Annotated in this window: 23 protein-coding genes, 2 riboswitches and 1 other annotated feature; of the genes, 7 read left to right on the forward strand and 16 right to left on the reverse strand. The window is 37.3% G+C overall.

The genetic code is table 11. From position 1 onward, the window contains the following. The first annotated feature begins 95 nt into the window (after window positions 1-95). The gene (locus FEU33_RS18740) at window positions 96-263 is read left to right on the forward strand and encodes a hypothetical protein (RefSeq protein WP_186731344.1); all 168 of its coding nucleotides are present in this window, start codon (window positions 96-98) and stop codon (window positions 261-263) included. Here FEU33_RS18740 and FEU33_RS07115 read toward each other — a convergent pair. The 10 genes from FEU33_RS07115 to FEU33_RS07160 are packed head-to-tail and all read right to left on the reverse strand — an operon-like array spanning window position 225 to window position 9,563. Beyond that, entirely contained in the window at window positions 225-1,340 is a 1,116-nt protein-coding gene (locus FEU33_RS07115; RefSeq protein WP_146548710.1) for a cobalt-precorrin 5A hydrolase, read from the reverse strand. The two genes, FEU33_RS18740 and FEU33_RS07115, sit on opposite strands and share 39 nt — an antisense overlap. After that, window positions 1,337-2,119, reverse strand: a complete 783-nt coding sequence (cobM, locus tag FEU33_RS07120) for a precorrin-4 C(11)-methyltransferase (RefSeq protein ID WP_146548711.1) — start codon at window positions 2,117-2,119, stop codon at window positions 1,337-1,339. The genes FEU33_RS07115 and cobM overlap by 4 nt, the downstream gene beginning before the upstream one ends. Further along, window positions 2,119-2,826, reverse strand: a complete 708-nt coding sequence (gene cobI / locus FEU33_RS07125) for a precorrin-2 C(20)-methyltransferase (protein WP_146548712.1) — start codon at window positions 2,824-2,826, stop codon at window positions 2,119-2,121. Before cobI ends, cobM begins: the two co-directional genes overlap by 1 nt. Continuing rightward, the gene (gene cbiE, locus FEU33_RS07130; protein ID WP_186731345.1) at window positions 2,819-4,039 is read right to left on the reverse strand and encodes a precorrin-6y C5,15-methyltransferase (decarboxylating) subunit CbiE; all 1,221 of its coding nucleotides are present in this window, start codon (window positions 4,037-4,039) and stop codon (window positions 2,819-2,821) included. The genes cobI and cbiE overlap by 8 nt, the downstream gene beginning before the upstream one ends. After that, a complete protein-coding gene (locus tag FEU33_RS07135; RefSeq protein WP_146548713.1) occupies window positions 4,017-5,129 on the reverse strand; it encodes a cobalt-precorrin-5B (C(1))-methyltransferase in 1,113 nt (370 codons plus the stop codon). Before FEU33_RS07135 ends, cbiE begins: the two co-directional genes overlap by 23 nt. Window positions 5,130-5,140: 11 nt before the next feature. Beyond that, a complete protein-coding gene (locus tag FEU33_RS07140; RefSeq protein WP_146548714.1) occupies window positions 5,141-5,791 on the reverse strand; it encodes a precorrin-8X methylmutase in 651 nt (216 codons plus the stop codon). A gap of 1 nt (window position 5,792) precedes the next feature. Continuing rightward, a complete protein-coding gene (cobK, locus tag FEU33_RS07145) occupies window positions 5,793-6,569 on the reverse strand; it encodes a precorrin-6A reductase (protein ID WP_146548715.1) in 777 nt (258 codons plus the stop codon). Next, a complete protein-coding gene (locus tag FEU33_RS07150; protein WP_146548716.1) occupies window positions 6,566-7,489 on the reverse strand; it encodes a sirohydrochlorin chelatase in 924 nt (307 codons plus the stop codon). Before FEU33_RS07150 ends, cobK begins: the two co-directional genes overlap by 4 nt. 19 nt (window positions 7,490-7,508) lie before the next feature. Continuing rightward, window positions 7,509-9,176 carry a precorrin-3B C(17)-methyltransferase gene (cobJ, locus tag FEU33_RS07155; protein WP_146548717.1) on the reverse strand — a complete coding sequence of 556 codons (1,668 nt, stop codon included), beginning with the start codon at window positions 9,174-9,176 and terminating at the stop codon, window positions 7,509-7,511. 21 nt (window positions 9,177-9,197) lie between these two features. Further along, window positions 9,198-9,563, reverse strand: a complete 366-nt coding sequence (locus FEU33_RS07160; protein WP_146548718.1) for a (2Fe-2S) ferredoxin domain-containing protein — start codon at window positions 9,561-9,563, stop codon at window positions 9,198-9,200. 132 nt (window positions 9,564-9,695) lie between these two features. Then, a riboswitch (cobalamin riboswitch) is annotated at window positions 9,696-9,885 on the reverse strand. Between the two features lie 569 nt (window positions 9,886-10,454). Beyond that, window positions 10,455-10,640: riboswitch (cobalamin riboswitch) on the forward strand. 184 nt (window positions 10,641-10,824) lie between these two features. On the opposite strand from FEU33_RS07160, the gene FEU33_RS07165 reads away from it, so the two are divergent. The 4 genes from FEU33_RS07165 to FEU33_RS07180 are packed head-to-tail and all read left to right on the forward strand — an operon-like array spanning window position 10,825 to window position 13,496. Next, window positions 10,825-11,586: an energy-coupling factor ABC transporter permease gene (locus tag FEU33_RS07165; protein ID WP_146548719.1), complete on the forward strand. Its 762-nt coding sequence runs from the start codon at window positions 10,825-10,827 to the stop codon at window positions 11,584-11,586. Further along, complete coding sequence (locus tag FEU33_RS07170) at window positions 11,583-11,891, forward strand: energy-coupling factor ABC transporter substrate-binding protein (RefSeq protein ID WP_146548720.1); 309 nt, start codon at window positions 11,583-11,585, stop codon at window positions 11,889-11,891. The genes FEU33_RS07165 and FEU33_RS07170 overlap by 4 nt, the downstream gene beginning before the upstream one ends. Then, complete coding sequence (gene cbiQ, locus FEU33_RS07175) at window positions 11,878-12,669, forward strand: cobalt ECF transporter T component CbiQ (RefSeq protein ID WP_146548721.1); 792 nt, start codon at window positions 11,878-11,880, stop codon at window positions 12,667-12,669. The genes FEU33_RS07170 and cbiQ overlap by 14 nt, the downstream gene beginning before the upstream one ends. Beyond that, window positions 12,666-13,496, forward strand: coding sequence for an energy-coupling factor ABC transporter ATP-binding protein (locus FEU33_RS07180; RefSeq protein WP_146548722.1), 831 nt, complete (start codon window positions 12,666-12,668; stop codon window positions 13,494-13,496). Before cbiQ ends, FEU33_RS07180 begins: the two co-directional genes overlap by 4 nt. 311 nt (window positions 13,497-13,807) lie before the next feature. Here the strand turns inward: FEU33_RS07180 and trpA are convergent, their stop codons facing one another. The 6 genes from trpA to FEU33_RS07210 all read right to left on the reverse strand — a co-directional run bounded on the left by trpA (window position 13,808) and on the right by FEU33_RS07210 (window position 19,420). Then, window positions 13,808-14,590: a tryptophan synthase subunit alpha gene (gene trpA / locus FEU33_RS07185; RefSeq protein WP_146548723.1), complete on the reverse strand. Its 783-nt coding sequence runs from the start codon at window positions 14,588-14,590 to the stop codon at window positions 13,808-13,810. Next, window positions 14,580-15,788 (reverse strand): tryptophan synthase subunit beta, encoded by a 1,209-nt coding sequence (gene trpB / locus FEU33_RS07190; RefSeq protein ID WP_146548724.1) that lies wholly within the window; start codon window positions 15,786-15,788, stop codon window positions 14,580-14,582. Before trpB ends, trpA begins: the two co-directional genes overlap by 11 nt. Continuing rightward, window positions 15,769-16,407, reverse strand: coding sequence for a phosphoribosylanthranilate isomerase (locus FEU33_RS07195; RefSeq protein ID WP_146548725.1), 639 nt, complete (start codon window positions 16,405-16,407; stop codon window positions 15,769-15,771). The genes trpB and FEU33_RS07195 overlap by 20 nt, the downstream gene beginning before the upstream one ends. Further along, entirely contained in the window at window positions 16,404-17,195 is a 792-nt protein-coding gene (trpC, locus tag FEU33_RS07200) for an indole-3-glycerol phosphate synthase TrpC (protein ID WP_146548726.1), read from the reverse strand. Before trpC ends, FEU33_RS07195 begins: the two co-directional genes overlap by 4 nt. Beyond that, window positions 17,192-18,220 carry an anthranilate phosphoribosyltransferase gene (gene trpD / locus FEU33_RS07205; protein WP_146548727.1) on the reverse strand — a complete coding sequence of 343 codons (1,029 nt, stop codon included), beginning with the start codon at window positions 18,218-18,220 and terminating at the stop codon, window positions 17,192-17,194. Before trpD ends, trpC begins: the two co-directional genes overlap by 4 nt. 175 nt (window positions 18,221-18,395) lie before the next feature. Next, window positions 18,396-18,608: a binding site (T-box leader), on the reverse strand. A gap of 170 nt (window positions 18,609-18,778) precedes the next feature. After that, window positions 18,779-19,420 carry an alpha/beta hydrolase gene (locus FEU33_RS07210; protein ID WP_146548728.1) on the reverse strand — a complete coding sequence of 214 codons (642 nt, stop codon included), beginning with the start codon at window positions 19,418-19,420 and terminating at the stop codon, window positions 18,779-18,781. A gap of 338 nt (window positions 19,421-19,758) precedes the next feature. On the opposite strand from FEU33_RS07210, the gene FEU33_RS07215 reads away from it, so the two are divergent. Continuing rightward, a complete protein-coding gene (locus tag FEU33_RS07215; RefSeq protein WP_146548729.1) occupies window positions 19,759-20,532 on the forward strand; it encodes a 3'-5' exonuclease in 774 nt (257 codons plus the stop codon). A gap of 403 nt (window positions 20,533-20,935) precedes the next feature. After that, entirely contained in the window at window positions 20,936-21,463 is a 528-nt protein-coding gene (locus tag FEU33_RS07220; protein ID WP_146548730.1) for a hypothetical protein, read from the forward strand. Window positions 21,464-21,632 lie beyond the last annotated feature (169 nt).

Raw genomic sequence — 21,632 nt, forward strand, 5'->3', positions numbered from 1 at the left:
CTATTTTCCTCCTATCCCTGCTTTAACGGGCAATAAGATCCCCATCTCAAGATTTAAAAAGAAACGAGAAAGATAGATGGAAGATCAACTGCCGCATGTGTCCGATTGGTTCGGGCCAACAAGATGTTGGTCCCTCAGGTGTTGCCACAGGACGTGGCGCTTTTCACCTGAGTTCTTCTATTTCAGTAGAGGAAGAAGAAAATCCCACTGATGAAAGTTTCACTTTATCGTATCAATGCAACAGATATCGTCGTATTGCCTGATTTTTTCTTGACGAGCTCTAGATCTTCTGCACCAGTATAAATTCTGACGGCAGGCTCACTGACACCGTAGACACCTGTATATTTAAATACGGTGGCAGAAGGCGCCTCGATTTTCTGAGCATTCAATTGTTCTGGTTGATAATAGACAAATTCCCACCCATGTTTCGATGCAACCTGTAAAAAGCCTTCTTCATCTTTTTTTAAATCGATGGTACAAAGTGCTCTTACGCTTTTGACGGAAATTTGAAGTTCCTCTAATGTTTCTTGAATAACTTGTTCAATTTCTTCAGCAGAAGTCCCACGATTGCATCCCATGCCAATGACCACATTTTTAGGCCGATAAAGTACACCATTTTCAAGAATTTGTTCCTCTTGTTTGGTTAAAATACGGTGTGTAATCACAAGTGCTGCATCTGGTTTTGCCTCGATCGCTTGTTGAATGGTTGGATAGATTTTTAAATGATCAGGCATAGGGCTTTCTAAATGCCACCAATTGGTTTCACCAGATTCCTGAACGATTGCCACATGTTCTTCATTGACGACAGATGCACTAACGGGTGTTAGTTTTTCTGGTGAATCCCACTCCCAACCAAAACGTGAACCAAACAAATCAACAGGTATTGTTTTTTGCACATCAGAGGCAGTTGTAATAATCGCACGTGCATTCAAAACATGAGCGACCTCACGCGTTAATTGGTTGGCACCGCCAAGATGTCCGGAAAGTACACTAATGACATTTTCTCCACGATCATCTATTACAACAACAGCAGGGTCCTTTTTCTTATCTTTTAAAATAGGAGCGATCATTCGAACTACTGCACCAAGTGAAATGATTAGGATAATCCCTTTATACTGTTTGAAAAGAGTCGGAAGAAGTATTCGAACACTTCCTGAAAACAATTGAATCTGTTTTGTTTCTTCATCGCCTTGTTCAAACTTACTCATATAATACACATCTGAATGAATAAAAGAATGCAAATTTCGCGCAAGTTGTACACCATGCTTCGTAATGGCTACAATGGCATATGGATTTTGTTGGTTGACTTCTGGTTGAATCCCTTCTTGTAATTCAATCATTGTGGTTTCACACCTTTTCTAAATCCATGCGTAAATGTAGCATCATATAATTTGGAACGATATTCATCTTTGTCATATATATTTGGATCTAAAGCCCAACCGGCTAGGATCATCGCATGTTTTCGAATCCCGTTCTTACGCATATCTTCATCTAAATTTGCTAAAGTTGTCCGAACGATTTTTTGATCTGGCCATGAGGCTCTTTGGACGACCGCAACAGGTGTGTCATCCGACCAACCGGCAGCTTGAAGCTCTTTGACAATTTTTTTCGTTAATGTAGCACTTAAAAATAATGCGATTGTACAATGGTGACTTGCTAAATCCCGTAGTTTTTCGAATTCTGGTACAGGTGTACGACCTTCAGCTCGAGTCAAGATCAATGTTTGTGTTAAATCTGGAATCGTCAGTTCAGCTCCAACAGCCGCTGCAGATGCGAACACAGAGCTAACACCTGGAATGATTTCCACTTCAATACCAGCCCTTTTCAATAAGGCCATTTGTTCCATAATCGCTCCATACATCGCAGGATCTCCCGTATGGATACGTGCAACTGATTTGCCAGCATTGACACGATCAATAATGGCTTCAACCATTTCTTCTAAGTGCATACCTGCCGTTTTTAACACTTCTGCCTCAGGTTTTGCTTTGGCGATCAATTCCTCATTTACGAGAGAATCTGTGTACATCACAACATCAGCAGTTTGTAAAATTTGCAACCCTTTTACCGTGATTAAGTCGGGATCACCAGGTCCTGCTCCAACGATATAAATCTTCTTCATCATTTACGCACCACCATTAATGTTAAATATTCTAAATCTGCCCCTTCTAGTTCATCTATTGACCAAATCACTTCTTCCTCAGAAGTAACTTTGGTTACAACAGAAGCTTTGTCGAGTAAATTCAAATCTCCCAATACTTCAATCATCAAATCGATCACTTTTGCCACTTTGATAAAAACAACGGCATCATGATCTTCAATGGCTTTACGCATCACATCATATTCATCGGTAGCAGGTATAATCGCTACATGATCATCGCCATCCGCCAATGCAATACCAAGGCGCGAAGCCGAGCCGTTAAAACTAGAGATACCAGGAACAGTTTTGACTATGATCTCAGGGTGAAGTTCTTGCATCAGTTTCATCATATGGATGAATGTACTATACAAAAGGGGGTCGCCTTCTGTTACAAAAGCAACATCTTTTCCTTCTTGTAATTTGTCATAAACAATTTCAATGGTTTTACGCCATTCAGCATCTAAAATCGCTTGATCTTTTGTCATTGGAAAAACGAGTCCAAGCATCTCTTTTTCGCCTGGTCGTATGTATACATCTACAATGCGCTGCGCATAACTTTTACTGCCTTTTCTTTTTCTTGGGTACGCAATGACTGGCGTTTCTTGAATAACACGAAAAGCCTTTACTGTGATGAGTTCTGGATCTCCCGGACCTACACCAAGACCATATAAAGTACCAATATTAGTCATTGATTTCTTCCTTTCTAGTAGCTGTTATAATATAAATAGGGTTAAGTGGTGTAAAGCGGTTCATCCCTAAAATCGGCTTATTGTGTGCTAACTGTGCATGTAGAATGCTCGTATGAAAATTCAATTCTTTGAAACATTCAATTGCTTTATATAAATTTTCGATCGTTGCAGCATTTAGGACAATTCGTCCACCATCCTTTAATCGATCACAACAAACATTCAGAAGGTCTGTCATATTTCCTCCCGTTCCTCCGATAAAGATAGCATCTGGATTCGGAAAAGTTTCTAAACCTTCTGGTGCTTTGCCATGAATGGCTGTAAGATCTGTTCGGAATTTATGTTGATTTTCAATGCAATTAGCTAAGTCACCTTCGTTTTTCTCAATGGCGAAAACTTGCCCATCACGTGCGATTCTCGCAGCTTCTATTGCTACTGAACCCGTGCATGTTCCGATATCCCACATAATACTGTCTCTTTGTAATTGCAAAGCTTGTAAACTCAATACACGAATTTCCTTTTTTGTAATCAAACCTTTATCGGGTCGTCTTTGCGAAAATTCATCATCTGGGATTCCGAGTGTCCATTTGGGTGATGGCGCTATTCTTTTTAAAATAACGACATTTAAAGGTGAAAAATCACTGTTTTTCATTTCTTCTAAGGAGTACCAGCCCGTTTTTTCATCATTTCCTTGCAAATTTTCTGCGACGAATGCTTTATATTCCGTCATTCCAAATTGTAGCAAATACTTGGCGATCGTACTTGGGTTATTTTCTGAGTCTGTTAAAATCGCAATCTTATCATAGCCTTCGATTTTTTGAACTAAGCCTTTCATTGAACGGCCATGGACACTTGTAATATAAGCGTCTTGCCAACTTTCTCCTATTCTTGAGAAGGCTAACTGAATGGAACTCAGATATGGATATACTTCTATCTTTATTTTTTTGGATAAATACCCACCAAGTCCATAGAATAATGGGTCTCCTGATGCTAAAATAACCATATTTCTCGTATCATTTTGAATGGTTTCCACTAATTTTTTTAAGCCGCTTTTAACAACAAGCTTTTCACCTTTATAATAAGGAAAAAACGCTAATAATCTTTCGCCACCGATCAGCACATCACTTTCCTCAATCCACTTTATATACTGTGGTAATAAACTTGCTTGTCCGTTGTCACCTATTCCAATCAACTTAATCGATTGTGTCAATTTCATCAGCCCTTCCTAATAATTCACCCTTCATCGAATAGATAGCCGTATCCATCACAAGTCCACCTTCTACATGTTTCAAAGAAGAAATGCAGCATGCCTCACACAAATGATCAAAAAAATTCCGATTGCCAGTTTCTATCATAATCTCGCCAACATGAGATGCCGTATTCGCTGCTAAAACTTCATTTACAACTTCATCTGACGCCTCGACATCTTTCGCTAACTGTGCTAGAAATTCGAAGTTGATCGGTGCACTTTTTGAATGTACCATCATGACGCCTTGAGCAACCTTAGAAAATTTGCCCATCATTCCTACTAATGAAACTCTTTTGATCCCTTTCAGTTTACAATGCTTGATCGCAAATCCAACAAAGTCTCCCATTTCAATAAACGCTTCTTCAGGAAGCCCTTCATATTGTTTCATGGCATAACGTTCGCTTCTGCCTCCTGTTGTTAAGACGACATGATCATTCCCCGTTGCATGTGCAACGCTAATCGCTTCCACAACACTTGCTCTATAGGCAGAACTTGAAAAAGGGACTACTGTTCCACGAGTACCTAAAATAGAAATACCACCAATAATACCAAGTCGACCATTTAATGTGTTTTTGGCGATTTCTTCTCCATCAGGAACAGAGATCACCACTTTTACGCCACGTTTCACGTTAAATTCGGATAAGGTTTCTTCGATGGTTGAATAGAGCATTTTACGAGGTACGGGGTTAATCGCTGCTTCACCAATTGCCACTGGAAGACCTGGTTTTGTCACTCGTCCGACACCAACACCGCCATCTAAGGTGATCCCTAACTCATGTTGCCAACTTACAGTGGAAACGATGGTTGCTCCATGAGTTGCATCTGGATCATCGCCTCCATCTTTGATCGTTTCACAACTGACAGCATCATTGGTAAATAAGTTTTTTTCGATCGTAAAAGTTGCATCTCTTCCAATCGGCAAATGAATCGTAGCCGTTTCTTGTGCCTCACCAGTGATGAGTGCCGTTAATGCCGCTTTCGTTGCAGCTGTCGCACAAGCGCCTGTTGTGTAGCCATGACGCATTTGCGATGGATCTTTTTTATTTTTCTTTTGCATTTAGAATCGTTTTACACTTGATCAGCTAAAATGGAAATAGCATTTAAGGCAGCTACAGTAACTGTGCTACCACCCTTACGTCCAATATTCGTGATATATGGGACTTCTGTTACTTTAGCCAATTCTTCCTTGGATTCCGCGGCTGAAACGAAGCCAACAGGCATACCAATGATTAAATCTGGTTTTGCTTCGCCCTCTTGGATCAATCGAATAAGTTCTAATAATGCTGTTGGGGCATTTCCAATAGCGTAAATGCCTCCTTCATGCAACTTTGCGGCTTTTCGCATAGACATGATGGCACGGGTCACGCCAGCTTCTTTTGCCGCTTTTGCAACATCTGGATCAGAAATATAACAGTGAACGTCACCACCATATTTTTGGAATCGTTTATGCCCCGTTCCTACTTCTACCATTTGGACATCTGCAATAACAGGTTTGCCGGCACGAATGGCTTGAATTCCCGCTTCAATAGCTTCAGGCCGAATAATGACACTTCTCCCTAAATCGAAATCTGCGGATGCATGAATAATACGGCGTACTACTTTCCATTCGTTTTCTGTAAAATCATGAGGACCATATTCTTCCGCAATCGTTGCAAAACTATGGTCATAAATTTTATTAGGGTCAACAGTAACTGGTTTAAAATCTGATTTAGAATTCATGTTATTCCTCCTCGCTTTCCCATTTTGAAGATAACTCTTCGATAACACCTTCAAAATCAGAATGCATATTTTCATATTTTACTTTTGGTCTTGCTATCATGATTGTTTCAATGCCACACTCGAATGCGGCCTCCAATTTCTCATCAACAGAACCGACCTTGCCGCTTTCCTTTGTGATCATCAATGTGACATTGTATTGATGAATAAGTGCTATATTCAACTCTTTTGAAAAAGGTCCTTGCATAGCGATAATATCTTTTTGCGCTACCCCTAATGCCTGACATTTTTCCATATTATCAACTCTCGGCAGCATACGAGCAAGCACACGAGTATTTTCTAATCCTAATAAATATTTGGTGAAAATGCCGAGCGTTTTACTACCTGTCGTTAACATGATGACACCGCGTTTTTTGGCAGCAAGTGCTGCTGCCTCCTCATAGTCTTGAACGACAGTGACTAAAGGATGCGTGAAACTTTGACTTGCTCTTTCATAACGGATATAAGGAATTTTAGCTATTGAAGCTGCAGCTAAAGCGTTTTTGGAAGCCTCTTCAGCAAATGGGTGACTCGCATCAACAATTGCTTGTAAATGATGATCCTTGATAAATTGTGCCATTTGCTCCGCCGTTAAGCGTCCAACATTTGTGCTAATACCAGCCTCCCTTAAACTTTTGGCTGCTGTTTCTGTTACAACCGTTGCGATCACCTTCCAGCCGCTTTCTTCGATTTTGATGGCCAGTTCCCTTGCATCGCTTGTACCAGCTAACATGAAAATCATTTGTCAACACCCACTAAATGATCATGGTCGTGGTCAGTGTGATGATGGTCATGATCATGATGTTCGTGCTCGTGGCGATGTTCATGTTCATGATCGTGATCATGATGATGCTCGACAAACTGAGCTGCATTCAAACGATACTGGCATGTATCACAATTCATCTTGACTTCACCTTGTAGCGATTCCGTGATGCGATCTTTCAGTACATTTTTTAAAGTTGGATGATAGCCAAAATAGTTAGCTAGAATAATATCTATTTCTGGATAATATACTGCATATGTTTCTCGCATATCTTTCATTCTTTCCATTAATATACCAGTGAATAGGAAATAAGGGAGCATAATGATTTTTTTCGCACCTAATTTCACACATCGTTCCATTCCCTCATCAACAGTTGGATAAGTGACACCCATAAAAGCACATTCGACTGTCAATACGTGGAGTTGTTCCCAAAGCATTCGAGAAATTTTATAGAAATCACTATTTGCATCTATATCACTACCACCTCGTCCGATTAACAAAATGGCTGTATCGTCATTTTTTCCTTCAATCTGAAAGCCGGCTTCCGTAAGGCGTTCTTTCAAAATTTCAAAAATACCTTCATGTACCCCAAGTGGCCTTGCGTAGATGATGTGAACATCTGGATATTTTTCTTTTCCTGCATCAATTGCAGCTGGAATATGAATCTTCGAATGTCCTGCTTGCAAAAGAATGATTGGCACTACATGAATTTCTGTTGCACCTTTTGAAACACAATGATCTATGCCTTGTGCGATATCGGGGGATGCGAATTCAAGGAAGCAGCTTTCAACAAGTAGATTTTTATCTAAAGTTGGTTTCAATTCTTCGACGAACTGCGTCACCTCTTCGTTTCCTGCTGCTAATCTACTTCCATGCCCCACAAATAGAATGGCTTTCATTTTTTTACCTCCATCATCATTAGTCACCACAAGGTGCTGGTTCAATTTTTATTTTTGGTGCTATATCTTGATAAATATATCCCTGAATATTTTTCACTCTTTTGAAATATTTAAATAATCGTTCATTTGGATGTGCATTTTCTTTATATTCTTTCATAATGTTTGAAATGACTTCTACGATTTTGTCTGGTTCAATGCCCTCTGCTACAGGCTGTCCGGGATGTGCAGTTCTTCCAACAGGTTTGGCTCCTAAAAATAAATCAAATTTCCCCTTTCGGTAAATAATGCCAATATCTTCATTGACCGCTTTATAACAAGCCATACCACAACCATTGAAGCCAATTGTCAACTCTTTTGGTAATTGCATACCACCCAATTTTTCTTGAATTTCTTCTGCGTAAGGAATCCCGCCCGTTTTTTCACCATCACAAAAATCACAAGCTTTTAATGTTAAAACATCTCCTACTGGCGATAGCAGGAAGCCTACATTTTGTAATTTGGATGTAATTTCATCGGGATTTGAAGTAGGTATTTTTAATAGAATTTGATGATTGGGTGTATATTCCATGGTGCCTTTTTCACCTACAACCATGGCTAAAGTCATCATTTGTTCAGGTGTAAACTTTTTATTGGCAACACCAGGACTTACAGCTAATTCAAATATTTCTTCAAAATCTTGATGAATGTATTGTGTAGTTGTAGTTTCAGGTTGTTTACCAGTCACGCGTCTTAAGGCTTCCAGAGCCATCTCATATGAATTTACTTTTGGAAGCTCTGTCTTGATCGATTCAACCTTTGGGACTTTCTCAACAACAGCTACAGAAGATTGAATACGCTGAACGCCTGTTTTTTGATCCATTGCCCATGGCTCAGCTTCCTCTTTTAAGCGTTGATGTGGTTTTAATGTTTGTTTATCTGCATGCAACGTGTATTTTCTTTGATAGCCACGTGGGGTAATCATTTTATTGTCATAAAGGAAGGTGGAAGAGTTACCAATAATGACAGTCGTTAACATTCCAATATCATTTTCAAGCATTTCACTCAAGTTGGTAATCGTAATTTGCTGACGGTCACGATAAGCACTTTTAACTAATCCAACAGGTGTATCGGGTGATCGATATTGCAAGAGAATACGTTGAGCTTCAACAATTTGACGTGTTCTACGTCCACTACGTGGGTTGTAAAGAGCTATCACAAAATCCGCCATGGCAGCAGCTTCTATTCTTTTAGCAATTAAATTCCATGGTGTTAAATGATCACTTAGACTGATCGTGCAAGAATCATGCATAATAGGTGCCCCTAACAAAGAGGCACATGAATTGATCGCAGAAATACCTGGAATGATTTCGATTGGGACCCCAGTTGCCTCGGTCCAACCTTTTTCGATCAACACCTCGTATACAAGTCCTGCCATCCCATAGACTCCTGAATCTCCACTTGAAATGACAGCTACTATTTTCCCGGTTTCTGCTTGTCGAACTGCTTCTTGAGCTCTTGAAACTTCCTCTGTCATCCCTGTGCTAATAATTGTTTTTTCATTCGTAATGAGATCTTGGATTAGTTCAACATAAGTTTTGTAACCAATGATAAAATCACTTTCTTGAAGTGCTTCTACTGCTCGCGTCGTAATATGTTTAAAATCACCAGGGCCAAAACCAACGACATATAGTTTACCTTGTTTTGCCATGTGAACTTCTCCCCTTTTTATTTATTTGTTTTTGTGAATCCCAATAGTAGCTGCAACTGTTGGATTTAAAACCATTTTTCCATCTTCCATCTGATAAATCGTGTGGAGTTCACTTTGCTGCGTGATACAATCTCTTACGATTTCACGGCCAATATCTGTACTTGAAGCTTTATACCAATTTCCTTGAGGATAAGCAATGACAATACAGGCATCTTGACAACGTCCATTACATCGAGTTTTAGTTGTATGGATTTGTTCGTCCATCCCTAATTGTGTAATTTCATCTCGAATGGCGAGGGTGATTTCCTCTGCTCCTTTCCTCATACATGAACTTCCGTTACAAATGAATAAATGACTTTTCATTCCAGATAAATCCCAAGTCGCCATATCCACTCTCCTCTTCATCCTATTTATATTTATCGATAGAGGAAGGAAAATAAAAAACCTTTATTCTTGGAATAAAGGTTTAAAAACTAGTTTGTTAGCGGGTACCATAGTTTTTACCTTTCCCTCCGAAAAGTATCGTACTTTTTAAAAGCAGGTTTCCTGGCTTACATTTCACTTTACTCTGATCTCTTCCCAGTCATTTTGACCAGTGAGTTTCATCATTTCATCCATGTTTACAGTAGCGGGGGCTGCACCGGATTTGAACCGGTTTCCCTATTATCCCTTGAAAATCTACAAGAGCACTTTTAAAAATAGTATGTAATTGTTCATTAGAAAAACAGGTGTATAGATCGATCAATTTGAAAAAAACTTGTTGCATTATGATCAGCGAGTTTTCATCTCACCCCGTTAGAAAAATTTTAAACTGTCATAATCATATACTATTTTGTCATGATTTAAAATATGTTTTTTATCTTATAGACTGTTTTTCAATTTAAAAAATAGATTTCTTGTACAATATTTCTCTAAAATTTTAGTAATTAAATCAATTTCATAATGCAAAATTCAGATAAAAAACACGAATGTTTTAAATTAGCATGAACATTAATATTCAGAAATTTTTGTTCCGCTCCAGACGGCGCTTTCCACGGGCTTGGCTTCAATCTCCTGCGGGGCTTTCAGCTCAAGCTTTTCCCGTAGGAGTCGCCGTCTTCCACTCCACAGCTATCAAAATTAGTGATTATTAAATGTTCGCATTTTTTAAGAAGAAAATGATCTATAAAATTGATTCAATTAACTGTTATAAAACAAACTTTTATAATCATCAGAATTTCTTCTAATAAAAAGATAGAATTGGGCATATAATCGTGATACACTGGATTTGTAATATAACAATTCAATAAATTTTATGGTGCTAAATTTAGATATTTAGCTTAAAAGGGAAGTTTGTGCAAAACAAACGCGGTCCCGCCACTGTAAAGCCGAGTTATGCTTTTAAGATGCCACTGTCAATGATGGGAAGGTGAAAGTATAATGATGACGCTAAGCCAGGAGACCTGCCATGAAATGCGAATTAGTTTCAGCCTACGAGGATAGGTGTGAGAATAGACATGCTAAGCAATTAGTATTATTTTACTATTCACCAACACTTCTTCTATCCGTAAGAAGTGTTTTTTTATTGTCCTTATAGGGTGTGATGGAGGTGCAACGAAAGAAACTTTTAAATGTCACAATGGAATAAGTAATAGAGAGGATTGGTAAAATGAAAAATTTAAAAAAATATTTAAATTGGAAACTAGTTTATTTTCTTCTAGCCATTATGATTGTACCAAAACCAGCTTTTGCCATGCATATTATGGAAGGTTTTTTACCCGTTGAATGGGCTATTTTCTGGTGGGCAGTTTCCATTCCATTTTTAGTGATTGGATTCCGCTCCATCCGAAAAACAATTATTGAAAATCCAGAAGCCAAAATGATGTTAGGATTATCTGGAGCCTTTGCATTCGTATTATCAGCATTGAAAATTCCGTCTGTTACAGGTAGTTGTTCCCATCCTACTGGTGTAGGCCTTGGTACTGTATTATTTGGACCAATGGCTATGAGTGTGGTGGGTTTTATCGTTCTTTTATTCCAAGCATTATTGCTTGCGCATGGTGGATTAACTACATTAGGCGCGAATACAGTTTCTATGGCGATTGTCGGTCCCCTTATTGCATACGGCGTGTATAAAGGATCTACTAAAATGGGATTATCTTTTTCATGGGCAGTATTTTTAGCCGCTGCACTTGGTGATTTGGGTACATATGTAGTGACATCTATCCAATTAGCACTTGCTTTCCCTTCTGATGTAGGCGGTTTCTTTGCTTCATTTACAAAATTTAGTGGTATTTTCGCTATTACACAAATTCCTTTAGCCATTAGTGAAGGGATTCTTACAGTTGTCATCATGAACTTCTTACAAAAATACAATTTAGCAGAGTTAAAAGCACTGAAAGTCTTTAAGAAAGGAGCAGAACAACAATGAAAAAGAACTTATTGTTAATAGCATTAGTCATTATTTTGGCTGTTCTTCCTCTTTTCTTCCAAAAGGGTGCGGAATTTGGTGGTTCAGACGATCAAGCTGAAGCGGAAATAACGAAAATCGACTCTTCTTATCATCCATGGTTTTCTAACATTTGGGAACCGCCAAGTGGTGAGATTGAAAGTCTATTATTCTCCTTGCAAGCTGCTATAGGAGCAGGTTTTATCGGTTACTTTATCGGACTATCACGTGGTAAATCTAAAAAAGATGATAACAAAGAGGGCAAAGGAAAGCATGTTACTTATTGATCAATATGCTTATATCAATCATTTAGCAAAAACCCATCCCGTAGAAAAAATCGTCTTATCACTTTTTCTTTTGATTTTTTCTTTGACAGTCAAGGATGCTTTGATTTCTCTTATTACTTTTTCGATGATGAGCGGACTCATTATTTTTGCAGCTAAAATACCTTGGACATATTATTTAAAATTACTTTGTATACCTGGATTGTTTTTATTGAGCAGCATGGTTGGAATACTATTCTCTTTTACTCAACATGCTGAATTGCTATACAGTTCAGTGTGGCAAATTTCATTTTTAAATGGGACTGTGTATATCACAACTCAAAGTATTCAAATGTGTATTCAATTATTTTTTTCGGTTTTAAGTAGTATTAGCTGCTTATATTTTTTAACGTTAACAACACCTGTCCATGATTTAATGCAAGTTTTGAAAAAATGCAGAGTACCACAACTAATGATTGAATTAACCGAGTTAACGTACCGATTCATTTTTGTATTTTTAGAAATTTCAGTTAGTGTTTTTCAGGCACAAAATTCAAGACTTGGCTATATTTCGATAAAAAGAGGCTTTCATTCTTTGGGAATGTTAATTTCCTCCCTATTCGTCCATGTTTTTCACCGTTCTAAGGAACTTTCAATAGCTATGGATTCTCGTGGCTATCATGAATCAGTGAATTTTCTTGAAGATTCTTATTATTATTCTAAAAAAAATTGGACTTTGATCAGTTTTATCTTTGTACTCATCATTGGTGTTTACATTGAGTTTGGAGGAATCCTCGTTTGAATGATTTATATTTTGAAATTCAGCATTTAACACATCGTTATGCTGATGGAACTGTAGCATTAAATGATCTATCTCTGACTATTTCCAAAGGTAAAAAGATCGCACTTCTTGGAAATAATGGTGCGGGAAAGTCTACACTATTTCAGCATTTGAATGGTATCCTTCAGCCGTCTTCTGGCAGTATTCTTTTTGAAAATCGCCCGATGAAATATGACCGAAAATCATTACTAGGATTACGTTCACGCGTGGGGATTGTATTCCAAGATCCTGATTCACAATTATTTGCTGGAAATGTACGTCAAGATATTTCATTTGGTCCATTAAATCTAGGTTGGTCTGAGGATAAAGTGAATGAAATGGTTGAATGGGCTATGACCGAAACAGAAGTTACTCCTTTACAGGACAAACCTATACATTTTTTAAGTTTAGGCCAAAAAAAGAGGGTCGCCATTGCTGGTGTATTGGCGATGAATACGGACGTTTTTATATTAGATGAACCTTCAGCTGGACTTGATGGGTATTATTCCAAGCAAATTTTACAGTTGCTTAATCAAATTCATCAATTAGATAAAACCATTATTTTATCCACGCATGATGTCCATTTTGCTTATGAGTGGGCAGATGAAATTATTGTCATGAGTGATGGTGAAGTGATTTATCATGGCGATCCTATTCATATTTTTAAACAAGAAGATTTACTATTAAAAGCACATTTAGAAAAGCCATGGATTTTTGAAATGGCAGAAGTTTTGCAAGCTAAGAACATCATTTCAAATATAAATGATTTTCCTAGAAATAAAGAACAACTGATCACCTATTTGAAATAGCCTTTCCCCCAATTGCTGCTAGTTCAAATAGTAAACCCGTTATGAAACTTCATAACGGGTTGTTCATTTATATTTATCTCGCGTTAACGGACAGTAAAACCTCATCAATGCGGGATGAAGAAAACTCCCACTGATGGATGGAAGCTTCACTTTATCTAGGATTAACAGCAAGTAAGATTCCACTTCAAAACGGAAGGATCGAGCAATCAGCGGTAGCTTTCCTCCTCATAGAATCACAATTGATTCGTTGAACACTCAAGTTTGGGACGAAGAAAACTCCCAGTGTGTGTTTTCTTCATTTCGTCTAATGTCTAATCGTTCACAACAACCTTTGGCAATAACGCTTTGATTGCTGACTCATTCCCTTCATGGAAGGCCTTCACAATGGCACTACCTACGATTACACCATCTGCCATTGCTCCTATTTTCTCTACTTGTTCAGGTGTCGAAATACCGAATCCGGCAAGAACCGGAATATTACTGATTTCTTTAAGATTATGCAAATGTTCATCTAATGACTTGCCAAATTCATTGCGAACGCCAGTAATCCCATTAACAGTAACTGCATAGATAAATCCTTCCGCCGCCTTCGCGATTTTTTCAATTCGGTTTTGAGGACTCGTCAAGGATACAAGCTGAACCAATGCGACGGGAGATGTTATTAGCTTTGATCGAATCATCTCAGATTCTTCTACTGGTAAATCAGGGATGATCAAACCGGCAATACCCACTTCCTCACACTTTGCAACAAATTTTTCAATGCCATAAGCAAGGATCGGATTCAAATAACTCATAATAATAAGTGGTACTTGAATGTCCTCTTTAAATTGAGCCATTTCATTTAAAATTACTTTTAAGTTTGCCCCTTCTTTTAATGCACGACTTCCAGCTTCTTGAATAACAGGACCATCTGCAACAGGGTCTGTAAAAGGAATGCCTAATTCAATAGCAGTGACACCCTCATTTTGTAAAAATAGTATTTGCTTTCGAATAGCTTTCAGCCCGCCATCTCCTGCCATGATGTAAGGAATAAATGCTTTTTGACCAGCTTTTATTTTCTTTTCAATTGCTACTTGTAAAGGTTTAGTTGTCATGATTTTCTGCCCCCATTGCTGCTCGAACTGTTTCAACATCTTTGTCTCCGCGACCGGATAAACAAATGACTAAAATTTCATCAGGTTTCATCTCTTTGGCGATTTCAGCAGCGCGATAAATGGCATGTGCACTTTCCAATGCTGGGATAATGCCTTCCGTACGGGATAATAATTTTAATCCCTCTAATGCTTCATCATCTGTTACTGAAGAATATTTTACACGACCAATATCATGTAAATAACAATGCTCTGGACCTACTCCAGGATAATCTAAACCTGCTGAGATTGAATGAGCCTCTTGGATAAAGCCATTATCATCTTGCAATAGGTACATATATGCTCCGTGCAACACGCCTTCTTTTAATTCGGCAAAAGCTGCTGCATGAAGACCCGTTTGGATGCCACTTCCCGCAGCTTCGACACCATATAATTTGACGGATTCATCATTGACAAATGGATGGAACATACCTATAGCATTACTGCCTCCCCCTACACAAGCGACGATAGCGTTCGGTAATCTACCTTCTTTTTCAAGAATTTGTTTTCTTGTTTCATCACCGATAACTCTTTGGAAGTCACGCACAATACGTGGGAATGGATGTGGTCCTAAAGCTGATCCTAGAATATAATGCGTATCTTCTACATTTGTGACCCAATAGCGAAGTGCTTCATTGACAGCATCTTTTAAAGTGCCGCCACCTTGGTCAACAGAAACAACAGTTGCACCTAATAATTCCATACGAAATACATTCAATGCTTGGCGTCTAACATCTTCTTTTCCCATGAAAATAACACATTCTAAATCAAAAAGTGCACAAACGGTTGCCGTCGCAACACCATGTTGACCTGCCCCTGTTTCAGCAACAATTTTCTTTTTGCCCATTCTGAGCGCAAGAAGTGCTTGACCTAAGGCATTATTAATCTTGTGTGCTCCCGTATGATTCAGATCTTCACGTTTCAAATAGATTTTTGCTCCACCTATTTTCTTTGTTAAGCGTTCCGCATAATAGAGTGGATTTTCACGTCCCACATAATCTTTTAAATAATATTGTAATTCCTCATGAAAAGATGGATCTTTTGTCGCTTCATCATAAGCTGTTTCTAATTCATTTAAAGCCGTCATCAATGTTTCTGGCACAAATTGACCACCAAATTTGCCATATCGTCCCGCTTTTTGTTCACTTAGTTCTTTTACCATTTACAAGACACTCTCCTTTTGCTGCTTCGATAAATCTTTTGATTAAAGCATGATCCTTTTGTCCGTTTTTTTCTACACCACTGGACACATCCAACATATAAGGGTTAGCAATATCAATGGCTTGTTTGACATTTGAAGCGTTTAATCCCCCTGCAAGGATGATTTTTCGCTCTTTTAGTGCTGGATGATTGAACAACAAGTTCCAATTGAATGTTTTTCCACTACCACCTGCAAACTCAATACCAGGTGCATCTAACAACAAATAATCTGTATCATAGGTAGATGCTCGTTCAATATCCTCTTCACATTTCACAGAACAAGCTTTTATGGAAGGAAGACCTAGTCTTTGAATCTCTTCATTTGTTTCATGACCATGAAATTGAACATAATCTAATGGCACTTCTTGATAAGCCTTGACAATAAATGCCGGCTCCGCATCAACAAAGACACCAATTTTTAATATACTTGCTGGAACAGCTGTTGCTAATTGGGCCGCTTTTTCAATAGAAACTTGTCTTTTACTTTTCGCAAAAACAAATCCAATCGCATCAGCCCCTGATTGAACAGCCGTATTTACATGTTCTTTGTTCATCAAGCCACATATTTTTACTTTTGTCATAGTGCTACAACACCCTTTGGAACTTGTAATGCTGTTAATGTTGTTTCAACATCATTACTTCGCATCAGCGTTTCACCAACTAAAATAGCACTAACACCACATGCGGCAACAAACTTCGCATCTTCAACCGTTTTCATACCACTTTCGCTGATTAACACTCGTTCCTCTTGAAAAGGAAATTTTTTGGCAATGGTTGCGGTATGTTGCAGATCCACCTGAAATGTCTTTAAGTCCCGATTATTAATGCCAATTATTTTCGCGTCGATTTCTAAAGCCGTTTGAAGTTCTTTGTCGTCATGTACTTCAACTAACACATCTAGATTTTTGGATGTTGCGTATTGGTACAGGGATGCTAGTTTTTCCTTTGATAACGCGGCAACGATCAGTAAAATAACGGAAGCGCCATGGAATTTCGCATAATCAATTTGTATTTCATCAATAATAAAATCCTTACAAAGTACAGGGATTTGAACAGCATCTGTCACATTTTTTAAATCTTCAAATGTTCCCTTAAAAAATGGGGTGTCTGTTAAAACAGAGATACATGCAGCACCCGCCTTCTCATATAATAAGGCTTGTTTTACTGGATCTACGCCATTATTAATGATCCCCTTTGAAGGTGAAGCTCTTTTAATCTCAGAAATCACTTGAAGTGTTTTCGCACTTTTTAACTTTTCATAAAGCGAAGGTCGAATTTTTTCCTCAGATTGTTGTAAAAGGTTTTCTTTTTTTAATCGTTGTACTTCTTCCCTCTTTTTTTCGATGATTGTATCTAGGATGGTTGTCATAATAGTTGCTCCTTTCGATGTGCTTCGCTAAAGGCTATGACGGCTTCTAATTTTTCCAATGCTTTGCCAGACTCAATCGTATCAATCGCAAGTTCTACACCGTCTTTTACTTTATCTACCTGACCATATGCAAATAATCCAATACCTGCATTTAAAGCGACAACATCAAAGTAAGCATCCCTTTTTCCTTTTAGCAATTCTTTTAAAATCACGGCATTTTCTTCAGCATTCCCACCACGGATGGCTTCTATCGGAGCTTCTTTTAAGCCAACATCTTCGGGACGGAGGGAGAATGGGATTAAATCACCATGATCTACAAGTACTAATTGGTTTTCACCAGCTAATGATGCTTCATCCATGCCACCTGCCCCATTTACGACAACAGCGCGTTCTTTACCAAGTATTTTCATGACCGTTGCATATTCCATCAAGAAATCTGGACGATAAATACCTGTAAATTGTGTGGCTAAGTCAACGGGATTCGTTAAAGGACCCACTAAATTAAAAATAGTTGGTTTGCCAATCTTTCTTCTCACTTGACCAATCCTTTTTAATTTGGGATGAACATTTGGCGCGTATAAAAAAGTAAGATTTTCTTTATCTAAAAGCTCAATTGTTTCTGGAATTGTAAAGTTTGTATGGATTCCTAATGTTTCTAATATATCCGCACTTCCAGCGGCACTTGAAATTTTGCGGTTGCCGTGTTTTGCGATTTTTACACCTGTTGCCGCCAATACAAACGCTGCTGTTGTACTGATGTTAAAGCTGTTACAGCCATCTCCACCTGTCCCGCAATTATCGATATATCGTCCTTCTTTTGCGGGAACGTTTAATGCAAAGGATTTCATGACCGTTGCAAGAGCTGCCACTTCAGAGGCGGTTTCCCCATTTTGAGACAATGCGATTAAAAATTCTTCAATTTCCTCAAGAGGTGTTTCATCTTGAAACATTTCTGTAGAAGTATTTAACATTTCTTCATACGTTAAATGTTGACGATTTTTAAGTTGTTCAATTGCTTTTTTCATATTTATCTCTCCTCATTTTCTTTACTGTGCATTTGATCATACAGTTCAAGAATTTGTTTTGTGCAATATCTCTAAAACCATATATCTGTTCGAGATTGAGAAATGATGATGATTTTCTTTATTTTGCTGAGGGAGTCGATGAAATAAAAAAGCCCCCATGAAAGAATAATTCTTTCATGAGGACGATACATACCGCGTTGCCACCTCAAGTTGAAGTTCGAAAACTTCCCCTTAAAATCTGTAACGTAGATTAAACGTCATTCGCTACTCACTTTTTCACGAATGCTCTCCTAAGTCCATTCACATAGATCATTGGTCAGCTTTCCACCCACCGCTAACTCTCTTCACAATGATTGCATATGCTACTATTCTTAATCTTCAATTTCTCAGCTATGCTCAACTATTCTCATCTCAACTCAAAAGGCCAACCTTGCTATAAAGTTGCTACCTATCGAACAATGTTTAATGTAATTCTATTCATTCTAATGAGATATGTCAACATTTTTTTACTATTTCCGCAGAAATATATTTTAATTTTCAATCAATTTCAATTTACTTTTAAAAATGCTCTTTTAAAAATGTGATGAGACCTTGTTGAATATCAGGCGTCACGCCATGTCCATCTTCAAAGGATTGAAATGTAACGTCTGCGCCCTGTTCGGCAAAAAAGTCTCGGCTTGCCTCTCCCCATTGATAGGGAAGTACCATATCATATGTGCCATGTGAAATGAATACAGGTAGTCCTTCGATAGAATGCTTCTTATACTCTGTTTTCACAAATTCAGGAATGTATCCGCTCAATGCAACAATTCCAGCTAATTTTTCTTTTCCCATCGCAAAAGCTAAAGATTTGGAAAGAATAGCCCCCTGGCTGAAACCCATCAAAAAGATTTTTTCTGCATCGATCGGATATTCAGTGATAGCTTCTTGGATAAAGCTCATAATATGCACAATCACTTGATCAAATACATGACGATGTGGTTTCCCAAATTCTTCAATCGTAAAAAAGGCATATCCCGGCTGTTGAACAATAGGACCTTGTAAACTAAAAATAAAACATTGATCCTTGATCTCGTCTAGTAATCCTGGTAAATCATGTTCGTTACTTCCCATGCCATGCATGAGGAACACTGCGGGATATAATTTTCCCTTTTCCAAGTCCTCTGGTGCTGAATATATAAATGTAAATGGAGAATTCATGTATATCTTCCCTTCGAGATAATTTAACTTTATGATAGCATACTACTAGTAGTATATTAAAATATTTACTCACAGCTTTATAAACAGGATTTCCATTGATTCATTTTTCACATGAATAGACAGATTTAAATCTTGAAAGTGTATATGTGGAAAATGTAGTTTTTCTATCTTTTTTTGAATTATGAAATGAAGTTAGTATGATATAAACTATGGTGAACGGATCAGATTCAAGCGTTTTTTTAACTTAGCGAATGGAAGATATGATCAATTCTATATTGATGTTTGAATTTTCTAATATTTATATGTAATAATAAAAAGGAAAAAAGGCAGGCGATATAATGGAGTTTATTATATTTGATTTAGAATGGAATTCAGTTTTTCAAAATGGTAAATTATACAACCAAGATATTACAGAAATAGGCGCTGTTGAGGTAAGCGAAGTAGACCAGCGATTAATATTAGGAAGAAAATTTCACTCTTATGTAAGACCACAAAAAACAATATCACCTCAAATTAGGCAATTAACAAATTTACAGGAAGCGGATCGTTGGTTAGCACATAAATTTCCTATTGTTCTAAAACATTTTTATAAATGGCTCGGTCATAAATCATACATATTTTGTTCTTGGGGAGAACAGGATCGCACTGTATTGCAAAAAAATTTACGATTCTATCAACTTAAGGGGAATTACTTTACGCAATATTTTGATTTGCAAAAGGCATTTTCGGTTTTAAAAAATCATCAAAATGGAAACCGAATAGGTTTGCTAAAAGCAATAGAAACTTTAGACCTAACCTTTGAAGGAACTCCCCATTGTTCAGTCGATGATGCTTTTAATACAGCTAAAGTTTTTATGAAAACTTTTCATCAATTGTCAATCCATCCTGAGCCATTTCTAAAAAATTGGCAAGATCATGAGTATAAAAAACAAATTCTGAATATTATAAAACTACGAAAAGAGCTGGACTTTAGCTATCAGGAATTGTCAATCATTTCGAATATCAGTCAAGAAGAACTAAAACAAATGGAAACATTTCAAGTGCAAAAAAAGCAAAAAGAAATTACAAGGTTAGTTAATTTACTTTATGCCATGAAAGCTAAGGGACTTTGAATAATAGGAAAAATTATTACGATTACCCTATTCTTAAACTTTTTAAATATTTATTCATGAATACATACAGACTGCAGACAAAGCCAAATTTTGAGTATGCCTGCAGTCTTTTTTCAATGAAAATAGAATTCACCGATTTACGCTTTGAAAAACAGTTTTAATGGATGTAGTGAATTTCTATCCTTATTTGCACTTCGATATCTTAAAGTTTAACTAATGAATACCCCCTCTGAAAGAGTGCACAGTATTTTCCTTAATGCGGTTTGTTTTATTTAGTATATAGACTATCGAGGTTTATAAAATAAACTATATTTTAGATTATTTAAATTTGTTTTGCTTACATAAAAAATCATGTTTTGTATCAACCTATTGTTATAACTAAGTTTAAAAAGGATGAGTCAAAATGCGGAAAACGATCATTGTGATGTTATCGATTGTAGCTAGTTTTTTATCTGAGCCTTTTGTGAGCAGTGCAGTTGAAAAGGATTTTGAGAAGTATTATGTTGATATTGGCTACACTGATATAGCAACTGCTCTTATAGATGGGCAAAAACATTTCAAAACGGATATTTCTTTGCCCTCAAAATTGCCGGGAATTTCGTTTACACATGCATTTGGTCGACTTAATGATTTAGATGGAGAAGTAGATGATGAGTTAGAATTTGAATTTTTAAATGCCAAAAAAGATCAGAACCATTTTAAAATTTTAATCAAACCTGTTCAATATAAAGAGAAATTTGAAGAAAAGAACATCAAACAAAAGATCAAAATGAATAATGGCAGTGAAGCTATATATAGTAAAAGCTTAACTGGATTCGATACATTAGTTTTTGAAAAAAATAACCTACAATATATATTAATTATGGATGATAGCAGTAACTTAAAGTCATCGATAGACAGTTTAGTTGAGATAGCAAATAGCGTAAAGTAAACCATCACAAGCAGTTGCTCCCAGGTCTTGCTCTACATGAAAAAGTTTTCAAACACTAAAAGACTTGACCTAGTTTTTGCTAGGAACAAGTCTTTTAGTAAAAATTTCACTTTATGTTTTGTACAGGTTAAATCTTGTGTATCCTAGTCAATCAATAGCGAAGTTCCTT

It is taken from the genome of Rummeliibacillus suwonensis, assembly GCF_007896435.1.
Classification (GTDB): domain Bacteria; phylum Bacillota; class Bacilli; order Bacillales_A; family Planococcaceae; genus Rummeliibacillus; species Rummeliibacillus suwonensis.